17 protein-coding genes are annotated in these 19766 nt (G+C 37.5%); 6 read left to right on the top strand and 11 right to left on the bottom strand.

Going from position 1 to position 19766, the window contains the following annotated elements; all coding sequences use genetic code 11:
- Positions 1-104 precede the first annotated feature (104 nt).
- The 4 genes from QNI15_RS34205 to secG all read left to right on the top strand — a co-directional run bounded on the left by QNI15_RS34205 (position 105) and on the right by secG (position 3477).
- Complete coding sequence (locus QNI15_RS34205) at positions 105-1361, top strand: sigma-54 interaction domain-containing protein (protein WP_313984519.1); 1257 nt, start codon at positions 105-107, stop codon at positions 1359-1361.
- A gap of 355 nt (positions 1362-1716) precedes the next feature.
- Positions 1717-2220 (top strand): LptE family protein, encoded by a 504-nt coding sequence (locus QNI15_RS34210; RefSeq protein ID WP_313984517.1) that lies wholly within the window; start codon positions 1717-1719, stop codon positions 2218-2220.
- 95 nt (positions 2221-2315) lie between these two features.
- A complete protein-coding gene (locus QNI15_RS34215; protein ID WP_313993123.1) occupies positions 2316-3101 on the top strand; it encodes a tetratricopeptide repeat protein in 786 nt (261 codons plus the stop codon).
- A 40-nt stretch (positions 3102-3141) separates the two neighbouring features.
- Positions 3142-3477, top strand: coding sequence for a preprotein translocase subunit SecG (gene secG / locus QNI15_RS34220; protein WP_313984513.1), 336 nt, complete (start codon positions 3142-3144; stop codon positions 3475-3477).
- A 70-nt stretch (positions 3478-3547) separates the two neighbouring features.
- On the opposite strand, the gene QNI15_RS34225 is transcribed toward secG, so the two are convergent.
- The gene (locus QNI15_RS34225; protein WP_314036332.1) at positions 3548-4264 is read right to left on the bottom strand and encodes a hypothetical protein; all 717 of its coding nucleotides are present in this window, start codon (positions 4262-4264) and stop codon (positions 3548-3550) included.
- A 335-nt stretch (positions 4265-4599) separates the two neighbouring features.
- Here QNI15_RS34225 and QNI15_RS34230 point away from each other — a divergent pair, with 335 nt between their 5' ends.
- Together QNI15_RS34230 and groL are read left to right on the top strand one after the other, a co-directional pair.
- Complete coding sequence (locus QNI15_RS34230) at positions 4600-4878, top strand: co-chaperone GroES (RefSeq protein WP_313984507.1); 279 nt, start codon at positions 4600-4602, stop codon at positions 4876-4878.
- Between the two features lie 121 nt (positions 4879-4999).
- A complete protein-coding gene (groL, locus tag QNI15_RS34235) occupies positions 5000-6631 on the top strand; it encodes a chaperonin GroEL (protein ID WP_313984504.1) in 1632 nt (543 codons plus the stop codon).
- Positions 6632-6750: 119 nt separating this feature from the next.
- Here the strand turns inward: groL and QNI15_RS34240 are convergent, their stop codons facing one another.
- From QNI15_RS34240 to QNI15_RS34285, 10 genes are all read right to left on the bottom strand, one after another.
- Positions 6751-7767 (bottom strand): ADP-ribosylglycohydrolase family protein, encoded by a 1017-nt coding sequence (locus tag QNI15_RS34240; protein ID WP_314036335.1) that lies wholly within the window; start codon positions 7765-7767, stop codon positions 6751-6753.
- A 70-nt stretch (positions 7768-7837) separates the two neighbouring features.
- Positions 7838-9325, bottom strand: coding sequence for a peptide MFS transporter (locus tag QNI15_RS34245; RefSeq protein ID WP_314036337.1), 1488 nt, complete (start codon positions 9323-9325; stop codon positions 7838-7840).
- Positions 9326-9848: 523 nt separating this feature from the next.
- Positions 9849-10331 (bottom strand): GNAT family N-acetyltransferase, encoded by a 483-nt coding sequence (locus QNI15_RS34250; RefSeq protein ID WP_313993111.1) that lies wholly within the window; start codon positions 10329-10331, stop codon positions 9849-9851.
- Positions 10332-10436: 105 nt separating this feature from the next.
- A complete protein-coding gene (locus QNI15_RS34255) occupies positions 10437-11510 on the bottom strand; it encodes a dipeptidase (protein ID WP_313993108.1) in 1074 nt (357 codons plus the stop codon).
- An 87-nt stretch (positions 11511-11597) separates the two neighbouring features.
- Positions 11598-12713 carry a D-TA family PLP-dependent enzyme gene (locus tag QNI15_RS34260; RefSeq protein WP_314036339.1) on the bottom strand — a complete coding sequence of 372 codons (1116 nt, stop codon included), beginning with the start codon at positions 12711-12713 and terminating at the stop codon, positions 11598-11600.
- Positions 12714-12716: 3 nt separating this feature from the next.
- Positions 12717-13202, bottom strand: coding sequence for a RidA family protein (locus QNI15_RS34265; protein WP_313993104.1), 486 nt, complete (start codon positions 13200-13202; stop codon positions 12717-12719).
- Positions 13203-13317: 115 nt separating this feature from the next.
- Entirely contained in the window at positions 13318-14631 is a 1314-nt protein-coding gene (locus tag QNI15_RS34270; protein ID WP_314036342.1) for a gluconate:H+ symporter, read from the bottom strand.
- Between the two features lie 53 nt (positions 14632-14684).
- Entirely contained in the window at positions 14685-16331 is a 1647-nt protein-coding gene (locus tag QNI15_RS34275; RefSeq protein ID WP_314036344.1) for an alpha-L-fucosidase, read from the bottom strand.
- Between the two features lie 110 nt (positions 16332-16441).
- On the bottom strand, positions 16442-18721 hold the full coding sequence (locus QNI15_RS34280) for a glycoside hydrolase family 20 protein (protein WP_314036346.1): 2280 nt from the start codon (positions 18719-18721) through the stop codon (positions 16442-16444).
- Between the two features lie 56 nt (positions 18722-18777).
- The coding region (locus QNI15_RS34285; protein WP_314036348.1) for a SusD/RagB family nutrient-binding outer membrane lipoprotein at positions 18778-19766 on the bottom strand (989 nt) is incomplete at its 5' end.

Raw genomic sequence — 19766 nt, forward strand, 5'->3', positions numbered from 1 at the left:
GACTACTCGTTTTGCAGCAGAGAATAGGTAAATAAAGGGTACAAACCCAGGTGTATTATTCCTGGGTTTACCTCATTTATTCATTTTTTAATTTCTATGAATTAATGGCATCTATAGATATTCTAAGTATAAAACAACGGTTCGGTATTATAGGTAATTCTCCCCTGTTAAATGTAGCGATTGAAAAAGCGGCACTTGCAGCTCCAACAGACATGACAGTACTTATTACAGGAGAAAGTGGTAGTGGGAAAGAATCTTTTTCAAAAATCATTCATCAACTCAGTAGCCGTAAACATAATCAATTTATAGCTATCAACTGTGGCGCTATTCCAGAAGGAACTATTGATTCTGAGTTATTCGGACATGAAAAAGGGGCATTTACTGGTGCGGTGGATTCTCGAAAAGGATATTTTGAGACGGTCAATGGAGGAACAATCTTTCTGGATGAAATAGGGGAAATGCCACTTGGGACTCAAGCTCGTTTGTTGAGGGTGCTCGAAAATGGAGATTTTATTCGCGTTGGTTCGTCTAAGGTACAAAAGACAGATGTTCGAGTGGTGGCAGCTACTAACGTTAATCTGCTTAAAGCTGTCGAAAAAGGTTCCTTTAGAGAAGACCTATATTATCGTTTGAATACAATTCCAATATTTGTTCCACCTTTACGTGAACGTGGAACTGATATTGTGCTGTTATTCAGAAAGTTTGCCTCTGATTTTGCGGAAAGATATAGAGTTAAGCCAGTTTCACTCACTGAAGATGCATCACTGTTACTTCAACAATATCGCTTTCCAGGTAATATTCGGCAATTAAAAAATCTTGTAGAGCAAGTCTCTGTACTGGAAATTGAACGGGATATTAATTCTGAAAAATTACGCACTTATATTCCTCAGGATCAAGGATCATCAGTTCCGACCTTATTTAAAGGATCTGAAGGTCAAAATTTCACAGAAAGAGAACTTTTATATAAGGTATTGTTTGATCTCAAACGAGATGTCACAGAATTAAAAAAGTTGTTCTATGATACTGTTTCTGGTGGGAATGTAAACCGGGAAGTTATAAAACAACATGCGGATCTGTTTCGGGATATTGAAGAGGAACCTGAATTTTCAACTTCTACTCCTACTCCCAAACCCATTTACCTGGATTCTGCTAATGATGAAGATGATGCAATTGAATTAGCACGGATCGAAGACATTTCGCATGAGACAGAAGATGACTCGCTGGATCTTGAGAAAAAAGAAAAAGAGATGATTATTAAAGCACTTCGGAAGAACAGAAATAAACGAAAATATGCGGCTAAAGATTTGAATATTTCGGAACGAACGCTTTATCGAAAAATCAAACAATACCATATTGAATAAGTACCTTCTTACTACTACACTTATATTCATCTGGATTTTTGATTTTCTTACTAGTTCGGATTATGATAGGAAAGATCAGTCTCATTCTCTTAGTATTTGTTACAAGTGTTCTGTTTATTGTTGGTATTATCTCATTATTGATAGGCATTTTAAAGAAACATAATCGTAAGATATATATCGTACGAGGATCGATACTAAGTTTCATTTGTATAGTTATCCTGTTAATACTCTATGTGTTTACCAACTCCTTTTCAATGCTTCTTTGATAATTTGGCACATTATTAGCGGATTTTCAGAAAACGATCTAAAGTCTATGCATTCTACGTATTTTCTCTTTTCCGGTAAGAGGCTTTTTATGATTTTGACAACTCTTATTCTGGTTCCATTAAATGGATGTAAAATCTATTCATTTTCAGGAACTACAATGGATTTTACTAAAGTCAAAACAATCTCTATTAATGTCTTTTATAATAATGCAGGCAATGGGCCAGCAAATATGGCACAAACCTTCACAGAACGAATGCGTGATTACTATCAAAATAATACGCCATTAAAAATAGTTACTACAACCAGCGATTTGCATATCGAAGGTTCTATTGTTGGATATGAAGTAACTCCTGTTGCACCAACTGGAAATCAGGGAACTCAGGTACAAGCTTCATTGCAACGTTTGACAATGCGTGTACAGGTGAAATATGTTAATAATCAGGATGAAGAGCAAAACTTTGATCAGCAATTTTCAGCCTATGAAGATTTCGCTCAGGGTACATCTTTATCACAAGTAGAAAGTAGTCTAATCACGACTATCTCTGATAGGATTGTATATGATGTATTTAATAAGTCTGTAGCAAACTGGTAAATCTTATTACACGTTTTACTTAAGTTTTACAGGTCTATTTCTGTTTATAATAGAAATACTGTATCTTCGCCTTTGCTTTTCCAACTTTTTATTCAGTGAATAAAGATACCTTTTTACGATTAGTACAAAATCCGCATAGTATTTCAGATGATGATCTGGAAAAACTGGAAGATGTAACCAAAATTTTTCCATATTGTTCACTGGCATATATGCTTATCGCTCAAGGTCATTTTGAGCATGCTAGTATGTTGGCTTCACAAAAACTGAGACAAGCAGCAACCTATGCACTGGATCGTGAAACACTCAAAAATCTTTTAATTGGTGAAGACTTTCTTGAGAAAGCAGAAAAACAAAAAGAAACACCAGCGATAGTAGTTGGTACAAACAAGCCAGAATCTCAGGAAAAAACTACGCCAGAGTTAGATGCATTAATGAGTGAATCCTCACGCGTATACATGCATGATCAACTTCTGGAGCCAGTGATTAAAACCCGTCAGGATGATCGTTTCAAAATACTGGACTCAACGGATGAAGAAACCCCCGCATTACAATTAGGACGTCTTAATGAAGATGAGGCTGTTGTAGAACGATTTAGCCAGCGACTAAAGAAAAGTGTGCAACGAGATATTATAGACAGCTTCATAAAATCCGAACCTCGTATTTCTACACTTAACTTAGGGGAAAAAGATGCTTTTACAGATCGTGACTTATCAGAAAAAAGCACACGTCCACCAGAGATTATCAGTGAAAATTTAGCCAATATTCTTATCAAACAAGGCAAAATTGACAAGGCAATTGAAATGTACGAAAAATTAATCTTGAAATTTCCACAAAAAAAATCGTACTTTGCATCCCGAATTGAAGATTTGAAAAATTTATAGAAATTACCAATCACATTTTATATTTAACTAATACACAAACATGTTCTGGGTTATCATTGGTATCATTGTTCTTCTTTCTGTATTATTAGCAGCTGTTATCTTATTACAAAATCCTAAGGGTGGGTTGGCATCTGGTGTAGCTGCAAGTCAGCTAATGGGTGTAAAACGCACATCTGACTTATTAGAAAGATTAACATGGGGCTTTGCAATTGCAATTATGGCACTGGTTCTTTCTACAGCATTTGTTGCTCCTACAGGTCAGGCCACCAATGAAGATGGCACTGTGAATATCAAAAGAAATCGTACGAAATCAGCTCCTGCTATCCAGCAACCTGCACCTGCTCCACAACCAGCAACTCAGGATACAGCTAAATAATAAAAATAGATTATAAAAAGAAAAGCCTGGAATGTATATACATTCCAGGCTTTTCTTTTTTTTGCATCATTCAGGCTGCAGTAGTGATATATCTTATCAATAGCCGCTTGGCAACAGGCAACATGGTCTCATCCAGTGGACAAGAAATCTGAGAAGCAATGAGATAAGTTGCCGGATTAGCCATTACCTGATGTTTACGCGAAATTTCCACTTTTAGGTTTTCAAACGTGACATATGTACTTTTCCGCACTGTCTCCAGATAAGAAGTATGTATGCCTCTGTATTTTTCAAACGTATTCTCAAATAGGGAGATTTGATAATGATACACCCGTGTGTCGTTTGTCAGATGTTCATATAAAAAAAGAAATCCTTCATCTGTTCGTAAAGAAGTCAAACCAATAGGAGATATTTGCATCTTCTCTTCAATAAACTCATATACACTTTTTCCAGCATGCAATGTCTCCTGCAACTTAGGCATTGCAAACTCCATAATCGCTTCTAATTCTGCCATTAGTGTATCATCTTGCACAATCTTCTCATATGTAAGGTGCAATTTTTCAAAATCTGCTTTGGAAACTTTCTTTGGAAAGTTCTCGTAGATAAGTTTTTTGTCAGTTTTAATAGTTTTCAGATTCTGATAATGAAAAATTAAATCTGATAGTTGTGGATACAGTTTCTGTTCAGTAAAACATTGCTGTACATGTTTCAGATAAGCTAATAAAACGTACTGTTTGTACTCAAGGTCTATAAGACCTTCTGTGAGCCAGTTTGCAGAAAGTGTTTGCATAGGCGTTGATTCATTATATGATTCTCTATTTTTTACTACAGGTTAAGTAATAACGTACCTATTTTCTTTGCTTATTGTTAACCTAAGTTATTAAAATATGACAAAAAACACAAGCTGACATGTCAGTTTTGGTACATATGTCAGCTTTGTCAGAAAAAATGTCATACTTAATACTAAAATAGTATCAAAAGTGTGCCAGTATGATTAATTCTGTGAAGAAAAATAGCAGAAACCTATAATTGGCATTAAAAGTGTTATATCTAAAGCGGTTTAACAAATAAAGATTGCTTCTATATTTAACCATTTCACATTCCTTTTTTAATTTTTAAACAAATATGGCTAACGTTAACGTAAAACCGCTTGCAGATCGTGTTCTGGTTGAACCGGCTGCCGCTGAGGAAAAAACAGCTTCTGGTATCATCATCCCTGACACTGCGAAAGAAAAGCCACAAAAAGGTACCATTGTAGCCGTAGGAAACGGTAAAAAAGATGAGCCTCTGACTGTAAAAGTAGGCGATACGGTTCTATACGGTAAATATGCTGGTACTGAAATTACCGTTGAAGGCAAAGACTACCTGATCATGCGTGAGTCTGACATCTTTGCAGTTATCTAAGTGTAACAACAAATACTACTTATTACTCAAATAGGTAATCTAGTTACTCAAATAGGTAATCTAGCTTTTGTTTTCGACATCCATTCAATTCTTTCATTAACCTTAAACTATTAAGCGCATTATGGCTGCTAAACGTATATTTTTTAACACTGACGCAAGAGATCGTTTGAAAAAAGGGGTAGATACTCTGGCTGATGCAGTAAAAGTAACCCTGGGTCCAAAAGGACGTAATGTTATCATTGACAAAAAATTTGGTGCACCTTCTATCACTAAAGACGGTGTAAGTGTTGCAAAAGAAATCGAACTGAAAGACCCTATCGAAAATATGGGTGCACAGTTGGTAAAAGAAGTTGCCTCTAAAACTGCTGATTCAGCAGGTGACGGAACAACAACTGCGACAGTTCTTGCACAGGCAATTTTCAATGCTGGTATTAAAAACGTAGCAGCTGGTGCAAATCCAATGGATTTGAAACGTGGTATTGACAAAGCGGTAGCTGCTGTTGTTGCTCAATTGAAAGAACAATCTAAGGCTATCAACGATAACAAAGAAATCGCTCAGGTAGCTACTATCTCTGCAAACAATGATGCCGAAATCGGAAACATGATTGCAGATGCAATGAATAAAGTAGGTAAAGACGGTGTCATCACTATTGAAGAAGCTCGTGGTACTGAAACTGAAGTTAAAACAGTGGAAGGTATGCAGTTTGACCGTGGTTATCTATCTCCATACTTTGTGACTAACACAGAGAAAATGGAAGTTGAACTGGAAAAACCATTTATCCTGATCACTGAGAAGAAAATATCTTCAATGAAAGAAATTCTTCCTGTTCTGGAAGGTGTTGCACAAAGTGGTCGACCATTATTGATTATTGCTGAAGATGTAGATGGTGAAGCTCTTGCAACATTGGTAGTAAACAAAATCCGTGGTATCCTACGTATTGCAGCTGTAAAAGCTCCAGGATTCGGAGACCGTCGTAAGGCAATGCTGGAAGATATCGCAATCCTGACAAACGGAACAGTGATTTCTGAAGAGCGTGGATACAAACTGGAAAATGCTACTCTGGAATACCTGGGTCAGGCAGAAAAAATCGTTATTGACAAAGATAATACTACTATCGTTGGTGGTAAAGGAGAGAAAGAAGCGATTGAAGCACGCGTAAACCAAATTAAAGCTCAAATCGAAGTTACTACTTCTGATTACGATAAAGAAAAATTACAAGAACGTTTAGCTAAACTTTCTGGTGGTGTAGCTATTCTGTACATTGGTGCTGCTACAGAGGTAGAAATGAAAGAGAAGAAAGATCGTGTAGATGATGCTCTTCATGCAACTCGTGCTGCTGTACAAGAAGGTATCGTTACAGGTGGTGGTGTAGCTTTAATCCGTGCAATTGCTGCTCTAGACAAAGTAAATACTATCAATGAAGATGAAATAACTGGTGTAAACATTGTTCGTCTGGCTCTTGAGTCTCCATTACGTACAATTGTTTTCAACGCAGGTGGTGAAGGTTCTGTAGTTGTTCAGAAAGTTCGCGAAGGACAAGCTGACTTCGGATATAATGCTCGTGAAGATAAATACGAAAATCTGATCGCTGCAGGTATCGTTGACCCAACTAAAGTTACTCGTCTTGCATTGGAAAACGCAGCTTCTATTGCAGCTCTATTGCTCACAACTGAGTGTGTAGTTGCAGAAGAACCTGAGAAAGAAAAAGCTGGAATGCCTCCAATGGATGGTGGTATGGGCGGCATGATGTAATTAACCAATCATGTTAGCTATACGAACCCCTCCATCTCTAAATGGAGGGGTTTATTTTTAGGACATTTTGAATCGTGAGCTTCAAAAGTAGCTAACTCATAAAATCTCCGTCAATATTCCTATCTCTCAAAATAGGCTTCCCACTCTCCTGCTAGTGATTCTATCATAATTTTCCCCTCTACATTTGCAATCATAAATTCAGGTAAAGAACTCAGTCCATAGCGGCCAGCCAGAATACCTGTACAAACAGACGCTACTGAATCAACATCTCCTCCAAGGTTAATCGCAAATCTTAGCCCTGCAAAAGTGTCATTTATATGTTTAAGTATATATAAAATACAACCTGCTGTTAACATTGCATCTGAAGGAACACCTTTGATGCCTGGAAGAAACCGAGGTGGTTGAATTGGTTGAGGACCACAAAGTATCTGATATTGTTCTTCCAATAATTGCTCAGGACCTGGTAGATTATTGATATCTTGTAATAAGAAATCTGTTTCTGTATCTAACCCTTTGACATGTTCCTGGCAATAGAGTATTAATTCTGCTGGATTACCTTGTTTTACAAGAAGATAATATGTAGCACGAGCTATCAAAATACTTGCAACTCTTGCTTTGGGATGAGGATGAGTGGCATTTGCATTGATGATAGCATACGAGTCGATTTTATTTTCTGGTAATAATCCAAATGGAATAGCACGCATAACAGGTGCATTACCCGGGTAGGTTGTATTTCGTTGAAAATCTCTCACTTCACGTATTGTTCTCTCGCCACTGTACACCCATCGCATAGAACCATGACCATTACGTCCATATCCTTTTTGCTTTACACCTTTCAAAAATTCATTTGTCCAATAAGTTATCAACAAATCCTGAGTAAACTCTTTATGAGAAAGCAGAGCATGAATTACTCCTAATGTCATTTCTGTATCATCTGTATAATCCCACGCTGTGTAATTTCGGGTAAAAATATCAGGTTCGTTAGCAGATGCACGTATAAGATGTCGAGCATTTACAAACCTGGAGAAATCGACATTGTTTCTGATCCAATCCCTGTCCATAAATTCAATACCTGCGCCAAATGCATCGCCAATGGCAACACCCAATAAAATATCCTGAAAATTAATAGGCTTCATATACGATATATTCAAAAATAAAGACCTTCACTTAGTAGTGAAGGTCTTATATATACAAATATGAAAATCATTATTCAACTCCACCCATCCATTTTTTGATTGGTTTAGAAAATACAAGTAAGAATAAACCAGAGCCCACTCCCAGATAAACTACTGACATAAATAAATCTGGCATTTGCTGAACATTATCTTTATCAAAATTACCGGCAAATAAACCTGCAAATAGATTTCCCAATGCAGCAGCCACAAACCAAACACCCATCATTTGACTTACAAATTGTTTGGGAGCTAACTTTGTATAGGTACTTAATCCCACAGGACTTAAACACAGTTCTCCTATTGTGTGTAGAAAATAAGTCATGATGAGCCATGTAAATGCAGCTTTTTCTCCAGAAACAACAATCTTGGCAGCAAATACCATTACCAGAAAACCTAATCCCATCAGAATAAGTCCCAAAGCAAACTTGGCAGGCACATTAGGATTTAAGTTTCTACGTCCTAAATTAATCCATAGAGCAGCCATCAAAGGCGCAAAAATAATGATAAATATTTGATTAAAGTTCTGTAACCAGCCCGCAGGCACTTGCCAACTCCCAAGAAAATCACGATCTACATAACGAGAAGCAAAAAGATTCAATGAAGATCCTGCCTGTTCAAATCCAGACCAGAAAAGGGCCGCGGCAATAAATAATACCATTAAAACAACAACCCTTTTTCGTTCAACTAAAGACAGATTACCTAAAATTAAGATATAAAAGAAATATAAACACGAAATACCTATAATAATCCACTTCATAACCTGTGCCAGTCCTTGAGGAGAATAGGCATTTATAACATGAGTCAGGTGTAAAACAATTAATAAAATTGCTAAAGCACCGAGTATAACAATAACAGACAAAATTGTTTTGAATGAAAATTTAATTTTTTCCTTGGGTTCATTTCCATATTGTGATAAATGTTTCTGTCCCTGAAATTTGAATATGACAAGACCAATAAACATCCCAACAGCAGCAGCTCCAAATCCCCAGTGCCAGTTTACTTTTTCTCCCAAAAACGCAACAACAGTCTGGCCTAAAAATCCACCTAAATTAATACCCATATAAAAAATGGAAAATCCTGCGTCACGTCGACTTCCACCTTCAGGATAAAGTTCTCCTACAATTGAGCTAATATTGGGTTTTAGTAAACCTGTACCAATTGCAACAACTGCCAAGCCGCAAAAAAACACAACATTATCTCCAGGAATCGCCAAAATTATATGTCCAAGCATAATAGTTATGCCACCATACCAGATAGTTCTTCTTTGTCCAAAAACACTATCTGCCAGCCATCCACCAGGAAGTGACAAAAGATATACAGAAGAAGTATATAATGCATACACAGCTGCGGCTTCTGGTGCAGAGAGTTCCATGCCGCCTTTTGTAGCAACTTCCGTCATGAACAGGATTAATATAGCCCGCATTCCATAATAACTGAAACGTTCCCACATTTCTGTAAGGAATAGCACATATAAACCAGCAGGTTGTGTAAATTTTTCTTTTCCGGTGGCGGTTGCCATAAATTGATTTGTTTGGTTTAAAGATGAAGTATGTTTTGCACTCGAAGATAAACAAAAACGATTCCAAAATTAGTGAAAAAAGACAGACACTGCCTATTTTACAATAAATACAATCGAAAATTTGACAAATATCATAATAAGATTTTGTCTTCTTTCAGAATACCGTACGAAAATTCACTTACCTAACATTCTCATTTTTAAGAAATTGATCTTTTAAATTAATTGATAAAATCTATTGGAACACTTCCAAACAGTTCAAAGGATTTTCCCGATCTACAGATTTTTTCAACTAAAATTATAAATCAATAAAAACCTGGCTGACCAGGTAGGTTTAGCATGTTCGAGAGACAACAAAATCTAATTCGCAGAAATAGGAAAGCAAAAGGAGATATACAGAAGATTCATTAAAAACTCATAAGCTGTTTCAGACAAGTTCTGAGTTTTACTTTCACAAAATCAAAAAACTTATTTAACAAGTAATTTTACCCACAACAAAACACTCATTACTAATCACTTAGCCACACTAAGTTAATTTTTTTTCATACAATACATATTCACTTTCCTGGACCCATTTTTTGCGTACACACTGAAAACCATATTTTGCATAGTAGTTAACTAAAAACGGATTATTAGCTAAGCAATCCAATCGAAATAAAGATTTATTATCGGATTGGGCTTTAGCTGTAACCCAATCCAATATCTGTGTTCCTATACTCTGACCTTGAGCTGTTCTTGCAACTGCTAGTGTATGTAAATATAAAGCAGAAGCATCGTCTTCTCCCCAGAAAGCAGGGTCACTGGTAAGTAAACGAAATGTAGCTACGATTGTAGTGCCTTGTGTTACTATATAAAAATGTTGATTCAAAATCTCTGTCTGAATCCAGTAATCAGAAAATGCGTTATTCCATTGAGACAATCCTCTGGCATACAGCCATTTTTGCACTTCCAATAAAAGATTCTTTACAATCGATGTTTGTTCCAGGATAGCTAAATCAAAAGTAAGCACGATATAAAAAGTATAAATAGAACCTCTGTAAATACAAGAGTGTATTTCATGCATAGTCAATTTTACCATTCTGAATTTAATAAGAATCCAGAATGGTAAACCAACTCATTTTGACCATACTCTTCTTAGAAAACGTAACCAATTTCCGTGCATCACATTCTGAATATCCGTATCAGTATAACCTCTTTTTGACAATAAATCAGGGATCTTTTGGAGATCTGCAATAGTTTCCAAATCATAAGGACATTGTTCTTTACCAAATGCACCATCTAAATCAGAACCTATACCAATATGTAATGCATTTCCTGCCAACTGACAAATATGATCCAGATGGTCAATCATCACTTCCAGATTACAATTTGTACTTTCCGGAGTAGATTTTCCTCTCACCCATCCGGGTACCATCATCCATGCATCTAAAGCACCGCCAATTACAGCATCTCTGCTAATCAATTCCTTAATCTGTTCGTCACTGAATTGTCTATTATGATTTACCAATGCTCTGCAATTATTATGACTTGCCCAAACTGCTCCATGAAAATGATCCATAGCTTCCCAGAAACTATCATCGCATAGATGTGTTGCATCCAGAATAATATTAAGCCGTTCCATTTCTTTGAGAAGTTCGCGCCCGTTGACACCAAGTCCGCCAGTCGCATCTGTTCCCTGGGCATATCGTCCTGGTCCATAGTGGGCAGGGCCGATGGCGCGTAATCCATAAGTATATGCTCTTTCCACATGCTGAACAGTTACTAATGAATCAGCACCTTCCAGACTTAGAATATAACCAATTGGCTTTTTCTCACTACTTTCATTCCCATTCCAAACGTTCAAATGTGCTTCCAGCGTTTCCAGATTATGTATTTGTACCATTTGTCCCTCCTCTTCCATAGCCTTATACCAGGCAACCTGAGCCTGTGTCTGAGCCCATGCCTGTTCCGGCGAACTCCAGCCAGGAAGTGGATTGTCGGGTGCAACATATCGGGCAATCTGTGTTGCTACAACTAATCCTACATTTCCTTCCCGCAACTGTGGTAACGATACAGTTGCCTTAGCCCGGTCCGGCTTGTCGGTCATGCCAGTTTCTCGCTTCCGGATTGTATCAACTGTCTGGCGGATATCTCTATTCCATTCCATGGCATTCATACTTAAATCCAGGTGTGCATCTATTGTAAACATAGTATTTCTCAATCTTAAAATTTTAAGCCAATTTAAAAAGGCTAAAAGAGAGACCTTTTAGCCTTTGATATTCGTAAAAAAGAAACCTTAATAATGAATACTTCGATCACGGGCTATTGTTTTCCAGGTATCAGCCTGTATTCCATTTTCAATGGTATATGCTTTTTCATATAAAGCACATGTTGGACACACATGATAAGGTAGTCCATACAGGACATCACCTACCTGATAAAAATGTCCTTCACCAGCTTCAAGTACTAAATGTTCTTCACTTTGCCCAACAGGTTTTAGATCAGGAGCATTAACAAAATATACTCTTCGGGTAAGTTCATTTTCAGCTGCAATAGATTTGTGTCCCAAATCCACACAAATACGAGAAGGACTTGGTAAAGACACTACCCGTGTCACAACTAAGGTAGCCGTGAGAAAAGGCTGTTCAGGAAACGAACTCTGATATCCTTTATCCCAATACACAAATGTACCAGGACTACACTCGACCCGCTCATTTGCAGAGTGAACCGGAAATGTCGGACTTCCACCTGCAATAATTACAGGCTTTTCATACCCTTTCATTTCAAGCTGATCACATATATCCAAAACAGGTTGCAGTGCCTCAGCACATAATTGCTTTCGTATCTCAAGATCTGTTTCACGAATATGCCCATCATATGCATGAAATCCTAATGGTGTAGTGCCTGAAAGACCCGCTAAGATTTCATATAAGTTGAAGGCATCCTGATCAGGTAAAATACCTGTCCGATTCATTCCAACATTCACATCAATAAATACAGATACCTGAAGTTCTGAAATATCAGCCAGATTTGAAATCATCCGGGCTGACTCAGCATTATCTACTAAACAACTAAAATGAATAGTGGGATATTGCTGAATCAGATGGATTAGTCGATGCATTTTAGGCTCCGTTGGTTGATAAGCCAACAATATATCCTTTGCCCCAGCTATAGCCAGCATCTCAGCTTCCGCAATTGTAGCACACTTGAATTTATGTATACCCGCTTCCAGAAGCAACTGTGTTACTTCTATAGATTTATGCGTTTTTACATGCGGTCTCAGACGGTTTGTGTCTGAAACAAAATCTTTAAGTACTGTGATATTATGCTTTACACGATCAGGATATACTACCAATGCAGGTGAATCCAGCTTGTCAATATCCTTGATTACATACCATGGTTCATTGCTCATGTCTTAAGCCAGTTCGAATAATGCTTCAATCTCTACCGGAATATTATCAGGTAAGGTACCCATACCTACTGCACTACGCACACCTATGCCATTTTCTTCTCCCCATATTTTAGCGAATAACTCACTACAACCGTTAATTACATATGGATGACGTTCGAAATCAGAAGTACAGTTTACCATACCTAAAATTTTAATTACCCGTTTTACCTTATCCAGGCTACCTACATGTGTTGTAATGGTGGAAAGAATAGTCAATCCAACTTGTCGGGCAGCTAATTTACCTTGCTCAATATCCATATCTTGGCCTATACGACCGATAATCAGGCTTTTATCATCCTGCACAGGTCCATGTCCGGATACATAGAGATATTTTCCATCAATAAGATAGGGTTTGTACACTCCTAGCGGTAGTGGTGCAGGAGGAAGAGATAGTCCCAGCTTAGCAAAGGCTTGGGAAGGTGTCAATTCTGTTATTAAATCTGTCTGCATAGGAATAAAAATATAAATAATAGAATACAATGTATAAGGCAACAAAGCAAAGGAAAAATTTTTACTCAATCTTTACTGGAATCACTATTTTTTAACTATTCATTTTAATTAGTAGTTAGAGAAAACTATCCAGTATAAGCACGCCGAATAATCCACAAAACGAAACAATTGTTTCCATCAGCGACCAGGAGCGAAGTGTATCTTTTAACGAAAGATTGAAGTACTCTTTAAACATCCAGAAACCAGGATCATTTACATGAGAAAACATCAGACTGCCAGCACCAATAGATAATACCATAAGGTTTGGATTAACATGTTGCTGCACAATCAAAGGAGCTACCATACTGGCAGTTGTGAGTCCGGCAATTGTGGCAGAACCTATGCATACCCGAATAATAGCTGCAATAAGCCATGCCAATACCAGAGAAGGCAGAGACAGATATTGCAAACTATCAGCAATCTCTTTACTCACCCCACTTACTGTCAAAATTTGCTTCAAAGCCCCTGCTCCAGCAATAATTAGAATAATCATTGCCACATCCTTTACCGCACCTTCATAGATTTGCATTACCTGAGAGATAGATTTTCCCTGCCCTACACCCAAACTAAATGTAGCAACCAGTACAGATATAAGCATCACACTAATTGGTTCACCAATAAAAGTTGTTATCTGTACTGGTATACCATTAGGAGCTAATCGAAATGAAAGCGTTATAGTTGCAACAAGTAAAAAGACAGGAAGTAAAGATGTCAAAAAACTATTTGTCTTTCCAGGTAATGATCTTTCGGTCTTCTCTTCTTTTACAAAAGTCTGCAAAGGTTCATTCTGAATAGATTTCAATGTCTTTGAAAAAATCGGCCCAGCTACTATAATAGTAGGAATAGCAATGACCAATCCATAAATCAAGGTTAAGCCCATATTGGCATTAAACTGATTCACCAGTGCAGCCGGAGAAGGATGCGGGGGCAAAAAACCATGTGCAACAGATAAAGATGCGAGCATGGGTAAGCCTATATATACAGCAGGTATTTTGTACCGATATACTACTGAAAAGATTAATGGGATCATTAAGACAAAACCCACGCTATAAAACAAAGGTATTCCAATAATGAAACCTGTGCAGACAAGTCCCCACTGAATATTCTTTGGACCAAACAATTGCATCATGACAGAAGCAATTTGCTGGGCAGCTCCACTTTCAGCTACTAACTTTCCCAACATAGCTCCCAATACAATAATACCAACCAATGATCCCAGAGTATCTCCCATCCCTTTTTGAATTGCACCCACTATTCCCGTTAGTGGCAACTTTAGCAGGAAGCCTGCAATAACAGATACAATCAAAAATGAGATAAAAGCATTTAATTTAGCCCAGCTGATCAATATAATTAGCAGGACAATACAAAATACAACGCTAAGTACAGCCATTACAATTCAGATACAGGTGATTTGTTTTAACAAGTCTGATAATGCAGAAAGACTCATTCCAGTTTTAACTTACTAATCTTTAAAACATTACCTTCTATCTTTAAACCATCCTGATACAATACTGCCCTGTATTCTATCTCATCATAGGAAACGATGTTGTTTTTTACAATTTCCACACTATGCATTCCTTTTTTAGTAATTGGAAATACATCTGTTGATGTCCATTTTGCATTAAATTCTTCATTCAATGTACTTTGTACAGGCCTGTATTCAAATCCAAGCTGAAATTGTTTGCCATTTCCTAAAGCTGTCAGGTTAGCAGTTAACTTTAAATTACCATTTGTCTGTTTTTCAGCCTTTACTGTACCAAAATGTGCTGTTTCTAAAGCAGGTTCAACATTTTTTAATTTAACTACAATCGGATTTGGCCACTTATGATTATTGTAAATACGTTGAGCACGCACTACAGATATTTTTAATCCTTCCGCAGTTTGCTCAAAAGTTGCTTTTCCATTATTCGAAGGTTGGTATTCAACTATATTACCTGTCTGCCCTAAAACACTAATCTCTGTTTTTGCAGTTGCCTTTACAGATTTTAACACAAAGTTTCTTCGTTCACCACGTGGCCATTCTGGCATATTCCGTATGTAAGCATACACTGTGTTTTCATCTTTCTTTTTGGTAAACCAGATATCACCTTCATTTTTTATAATCCATGGACGAACATTATGTATTGCTTCCTGATTAATAAAATGCCAGGCTCCTATTTCCATCAGGCGTCCTTCTTGTCCTTCATTTATATTGCCCCACTGAGTAGGTCCGACATTCAACAGGTAAGATCCGCCTTTTGCACGAGACTCGATAAGAATGTCAATGAGTTCTGTTCCTGACTTATAATGTTCATTTGTTGGTTTGTATCCCCAATCTGTCCCCATTGTCATACAACTTTCCCAGGCAGTAGTTAATGTCTCTCCAGGTAGCTGTTGCTCAGGTGTGGGTAAGACCCCTCTGGTAACCAAACAATTCGGTTGATATTTCCAAATCGCTTGTTTTACTTCTTCCCGTAAAACGTCACTATCTATAAAAAACAAGTCAACCTGGCCATATTGAGTCATTAATTCTTTGCATTGTTCCAATACAAACGCTTTGTATTTCTCCTGAAATGGTTTTGCTTTTTCCCAATGATCATCACGGGTTATATCCTTCATGCCATTCCGATAGGCAAAGACAAAATCTTCCGGTGAATAGTAAAACCCTACTGCGATCCCCCACTTGTGGCAAGCATCTACATACTGTTTGACAATATCTTTCTGGTAAGGTGTATGCATGACATTGAAATCTGTAGTTTTAGTATCCCACATACAAAAACCAGCATGATGCTTAGTGGTAAACATGATATACTTCATCCCCGCATTCTTAGCCATTATCACCATTCGTTCAGCATTCCAGTCTGTGGGATTGAAAGTCTGTGGTAATTCGTGAATATATCTTTCTATATAATCTTCTGATGCGCCTACCAGAGAATGACTGATTACCAAGCCTAACTGTACATCCATATTCCAATGAATAAACATACCAAACCCTGCATCTTTTAACCACTCCTCTCTTTCTGGTTTGTTAAGATTGGCTCCTGTTATCTGAGCGTTGGTAATACCACAGAAAACAAAAAGCAAAATCTCAAAAAGTCCGAAAAATCTCATAAAATCCTAAAATAGGTAATAAGTGAATTGAATATTTGTAGAAGCTGATCAGTGATTCAGCATCTAGTTAACATAAGTTAAAATATAAATACATTCTAAATAGTTTAGTATTAATTGACTTCAAACTCATCCACTAGCAACCAGGGCCTTCCCCCTGCACCATATTCTCCAGAAGGAATAATTGCCTGGTTAATAGCTTTGATTCTAATATATCTTGCTTTAAGAGGTTGTTGTAGAATCGCATGTACTGGATTGATTCCGTTGATAGGAAAGTTGGTATGAGTATATACCTCTTTAAAAGATTGTCCATTCTCAGAAACAGAAAAAACAAGTTGAATAGGTGCCCACATTCGTTGCCAATGATATACCAATACATTTACCTGTAAATCTGAAACAGTTTGTATAGTTTGCAAGTCTACCTGGACTTCAACGTTTGTGTCCTGAAAACCTAACCACTCTCCAGTATTGTATCGGGCTGTACCCTCTATCCCGTTCACAGCTGTCAGGTTAGTAACAGGCTTGTAATTTCCTTTGGGTGCGGGTGTGAATGAAACAGGTTTGCCAGTGGATTTACTGATATGAAATTCTTTTTCAAACACTCGTCCCTTTTGTTTTCCTTCAAAAAACACAGCAGCTCTGACTGTTTCAGATTTTACAATTTCGATTGGTCCTTTATACTGTAAACTTGAAATACTTGGATTTGAACCATCAAGAGTATAGTAAATTTCAGACTTTGGCAAAGAAGTAGACAAGTGAAGTATAGGAGGTTGATTGGTTTTTATTGTAACAGAATCCATAATTTCATCGAACACATCTGCACAATTTATATCATTGGTTTTCAGAATTGCCTGATGGACTCTCACCCGTCTTAGAAAATCTGGATAGTTCTTTTTTTCGGGTTTACTCCAGGCAAGTTCAGCAATAGCCAATGCTCTGGGCAACATCATATATTCAACTTGCTGAGAAGTAGGCATATATTCTGTCCAGATATTTCCCTGAATACCTATTAAATACTTTGCGTCTTCTGGACTTAGATCAACAGGGATTGGCTCATAAGTATATACTTTAGACAATGGCGTATAACCCGCTGCTGCTAAAGGTTCCTGAGGATATAAGGATTGATAGTAATCCAAATATACATGACTCTCCGGAGTCATAATGGCATTATGCTTTTGTCGGATTGCATCTATCCCTCCTTCTATTCCTCTCCAGCTCATTACTGTTGCATCAGGAGGTAAACCACCTTCCAATATCTCATCCCACCCGATAATTTTTCGCCCCTTACTATATACATAATCTCCAATTCGTTTCATAAAGTAACTCTGCAACTCATCTTCGTCCTTTAGATGTTCTGTCTGGATTCGTTTCTGACATTTTGGACATGTTTTCCATTTTGTCTTAACACATTCATCTCCCCCTACATGGATATAAGTTGAGGGAAATAGAGAAATAACCTCATCCAATACATTCTGTAGAAAGGCGAATGTACTATCATTTCCTGCACAATATACTTCATCAAAAATCCCCCAAAATGTCGCTGCGGAATATGGGCCACCTGTGCAACCATATTGTGGATAGGCAGATAGGGCAGCCATGGCATGTCCAGGCATTTCTATTTCAGGAATTATGGTAATATGTCGTTGAGTTGCATACGCAATTACTTCTTTGATTTCATTCTGGGTATAATACCCTCCATATTTTTTCCCATCAAAACGATGAGGAAGTTCTTTTTTGTGTCCAATAAGGGTTTCGTTTCGGTATGCGGCAATTTGCTGCAACAAAGGATACTTTTTGATTTCAATACGCCAGCCCTGATCATCAGTCAGATGCCAGTGAAATTTATTGAACTTATAATAAGCCAGCATATCAACGTATTTTTTAATAAAACTGACCGGAAAAAAATTACGGCTCACATCCAGATGCATACCCCGATAACTAAATCGCGGATTATCTTTGATAAAGCAGGCAGGAATAGTTTGGGATTGGGAGAATAATTGAAGAAGAGACTGAAAACCATAGAACAATCCAGCTTTATCATGCCCGACAAGGACTACAGTATTGGAAGTAATAGCTAAAGAATATCCTTCATGTTCTGTAATCTGTTGAGGATTGATTGAGAACTTTATATAATCTGCCTTACCTTTTTTACGAATGGGCAAGGCAGATTTTGTTAGTATAGTTAATGATTGCTGGAAGAAGGAATAAACCGAGTCCTCAACAGATGGATCTGAGAGAATAATAGTTTTGGCTGTAACTTGAAAAACTCCGGTATGCTGTTGATACAAAACCGGAATTGGGATAATAGGAGGCTCAGCCAGCAAAGCCGACTGAGCCAACAGTTGATTTAAACACCCTAATAATATGCTTACTGTTAAGAAAAGAAATCGCATATTAATCCTTATTAAATTATTTACTCTTTCAATTTATTCAGTGTAAGAAGTAGGAGTTATTTGTTATCCCACCAAATTTTAGTCATCAGATCATCGGCCCCCTGATTGGCTACGGCCTCATTGTAAGATGATCGATTTAGTGTTTGTTCTGATACCGGATACAAAAATCTGCGAAATATCTGACCACCCGTCGCATTGCCTGGATACACATTTGGAACTAAAGCAGGATACCCTGTTCTGCGATAGTTGTTATACACTTCCTGTGCATCAGGAAATATACCCAGCCAGAATTGAGTATATATTTGCGCTTTCTGCTCTTCTACAGAAGCACTGCTATGTAGCGTATGAGCCGTTACATAACTATCAATTCTATCTTGATCAATCACATCAGCAATACCACTAATTAAGTCCCATTGCTTCATAGCAGCCCGAATCCCTGCTTCATACAAATCAGATGCTGTTTCTGTTGTATACCAATTTCTCAAAGCAGCCTCTGCCAGCAGAAAGTCAGCTTCTGCAACAGTGAACAACAACAAGGGTGCATCCACACGTAAAACAGTAGTCTGTTTGGGCTCTGAATAGGTAACAAAATCCCCTGGCTTAGTACCATTAATGGTAGCAGGCATTCCTTTCTGGATACTATCCTGAGAACTGGCGACTCCTTTTACATACACCACAGCCAGCACACCTAATCTGGGATCATTATTAGTTTTTAGCGAGTCAATAAATACCTGTTGATACTTTCCTCCCTCCACATTACTCACCCCATCAGCTTTAATATAATTATCATTAAGCAGTTGCCAGGCTACAGGGTTTTTATTGATATTCTGGCCAGAAGCTGTATAACTCATCTTGGCAATATCGGCATAGTCTCTGATCACACCTCCGGCAATGGCTTTGGTAACCCAACTTTGTGCCGTTGCTTCTTCCACTTTGGTAAGACGCATACCCAATCGAAGCATTAGCGAATAAGCAAACTTCTTCCACTTTTCTACATTTCCTCCATAAATTAGATCAGAAGAACCATAGGTCAACGTTTGTGCTG

The sequence above is a fragment of the Xanthocytophaga flava genome, assembly GCF_030068545.1.
GTDB classification, from domain to species: Bacteria; Bacteroidota; Bacteroidia; order Cytophagales; family 172606-1; genus Xanthocytophaga; species Xanthocytophaga flava.

Excerpts from the sequence above, each read along its gene's own strand:
- groL (WP_313984504.1), top strand. The coding sequence starts at position 5,000 with ATGGCTGCTAAACGTATATTTTTTAACACTGACGCAAGAGATCGTTTG.
- QNI15_RS34280 (WP_314036346.1), bottom strand. The coding sequence starts at position 18,721 with ATGCGATTTCTTTTCTTAACAGTAAGCATATTATTAGGGTGTTTAAAT.
- QNI15_RS34270 (WP_314036342.1), bottom strand. The coding sequence starts at position 14,631 with ATGGCTGTACTTAGCGTTGTATTTTGTATTGTCCTGCTAATTATATTG.
- QNI15_RS34245 (WP_314036337.1), bottom strand. The coding sequence starts at position 9,325 with ATGGCAACCGCCACCGGAAAAGAAAAATTTACACAACCTGCTGGTTTA.
- QNI15_RS34210 (WP_313984517.1), top strand. The coding sequence starts at position 1,717 with ATGATTTTGACAACTCTTATTCTGGTTCCATTAAATGGATGTAAAATC.
- QNI15_RS34230 (WP_313984507.1), top strand. The coding sequence starts at position 4,600 with ATGGCTAACGTTAACGTAAAACCGCTTGCAGATCGTGTTCTGGTTGAA.
- QNI15_RS34275 (WP_314036344.1), bottom strand. The coding sequence starts at position 16,331 with ATGAGATTTTTCGGACTTTTTGAGATTTTGCTTTTTGTTTTCTGTGGT.
- QNI15_RS34225 (WP_314036332.1), bottom strand. The coding sequence starts at position 4,264 with ATGCAAACACTTTCTGCAAACTGGCTCACAGAAGGTCTTATAGACCTT.
- QNI15_RS34260 (WP_314036339.1), bottom strand. The coding sequence starts at position 12,713 with ATGAGCAATGAACCATGGTATGTAATCAAGGATATTGACAAGCTGGAT.
- QNI15_RS34265 (WP_313993104.1), bottom strand. The coding sequence starts at position 13,202 with ATGCAGACAGATTTAATAACAGAATTGACACCTTCCCAAGCCTTTGCT.
- QNI15_RS34240 (WP_314036335.1), bottom strand. The coding sequence starts at position 7,767 with ATGAAGCCTATTAATTTTCAGGATATTTTATTGGGTGTTGCCATTGGC.
- QNI15_RS34255 (WP_313993108.1), bottom strand. The coding sequence starts at position 11,510 with ATGTTTACAATAGATGCACACCTGGATTTAAGTATGAATGCCATGGAA.
- secG (WP_313984513.1), top strand. The coding sequence starts at position 3,142 with ATGTTCTGGGTTATCATTGGTATCATTGTTCTTCTTTCTGTATTATTA.
- QNI15_RS34205 (WP_313984519.1), top strand. The coding sequence starts at position 105 with ATGGCATCTATAGATATTCTAAGTATAAAACAACGGTTCGGTATTATA.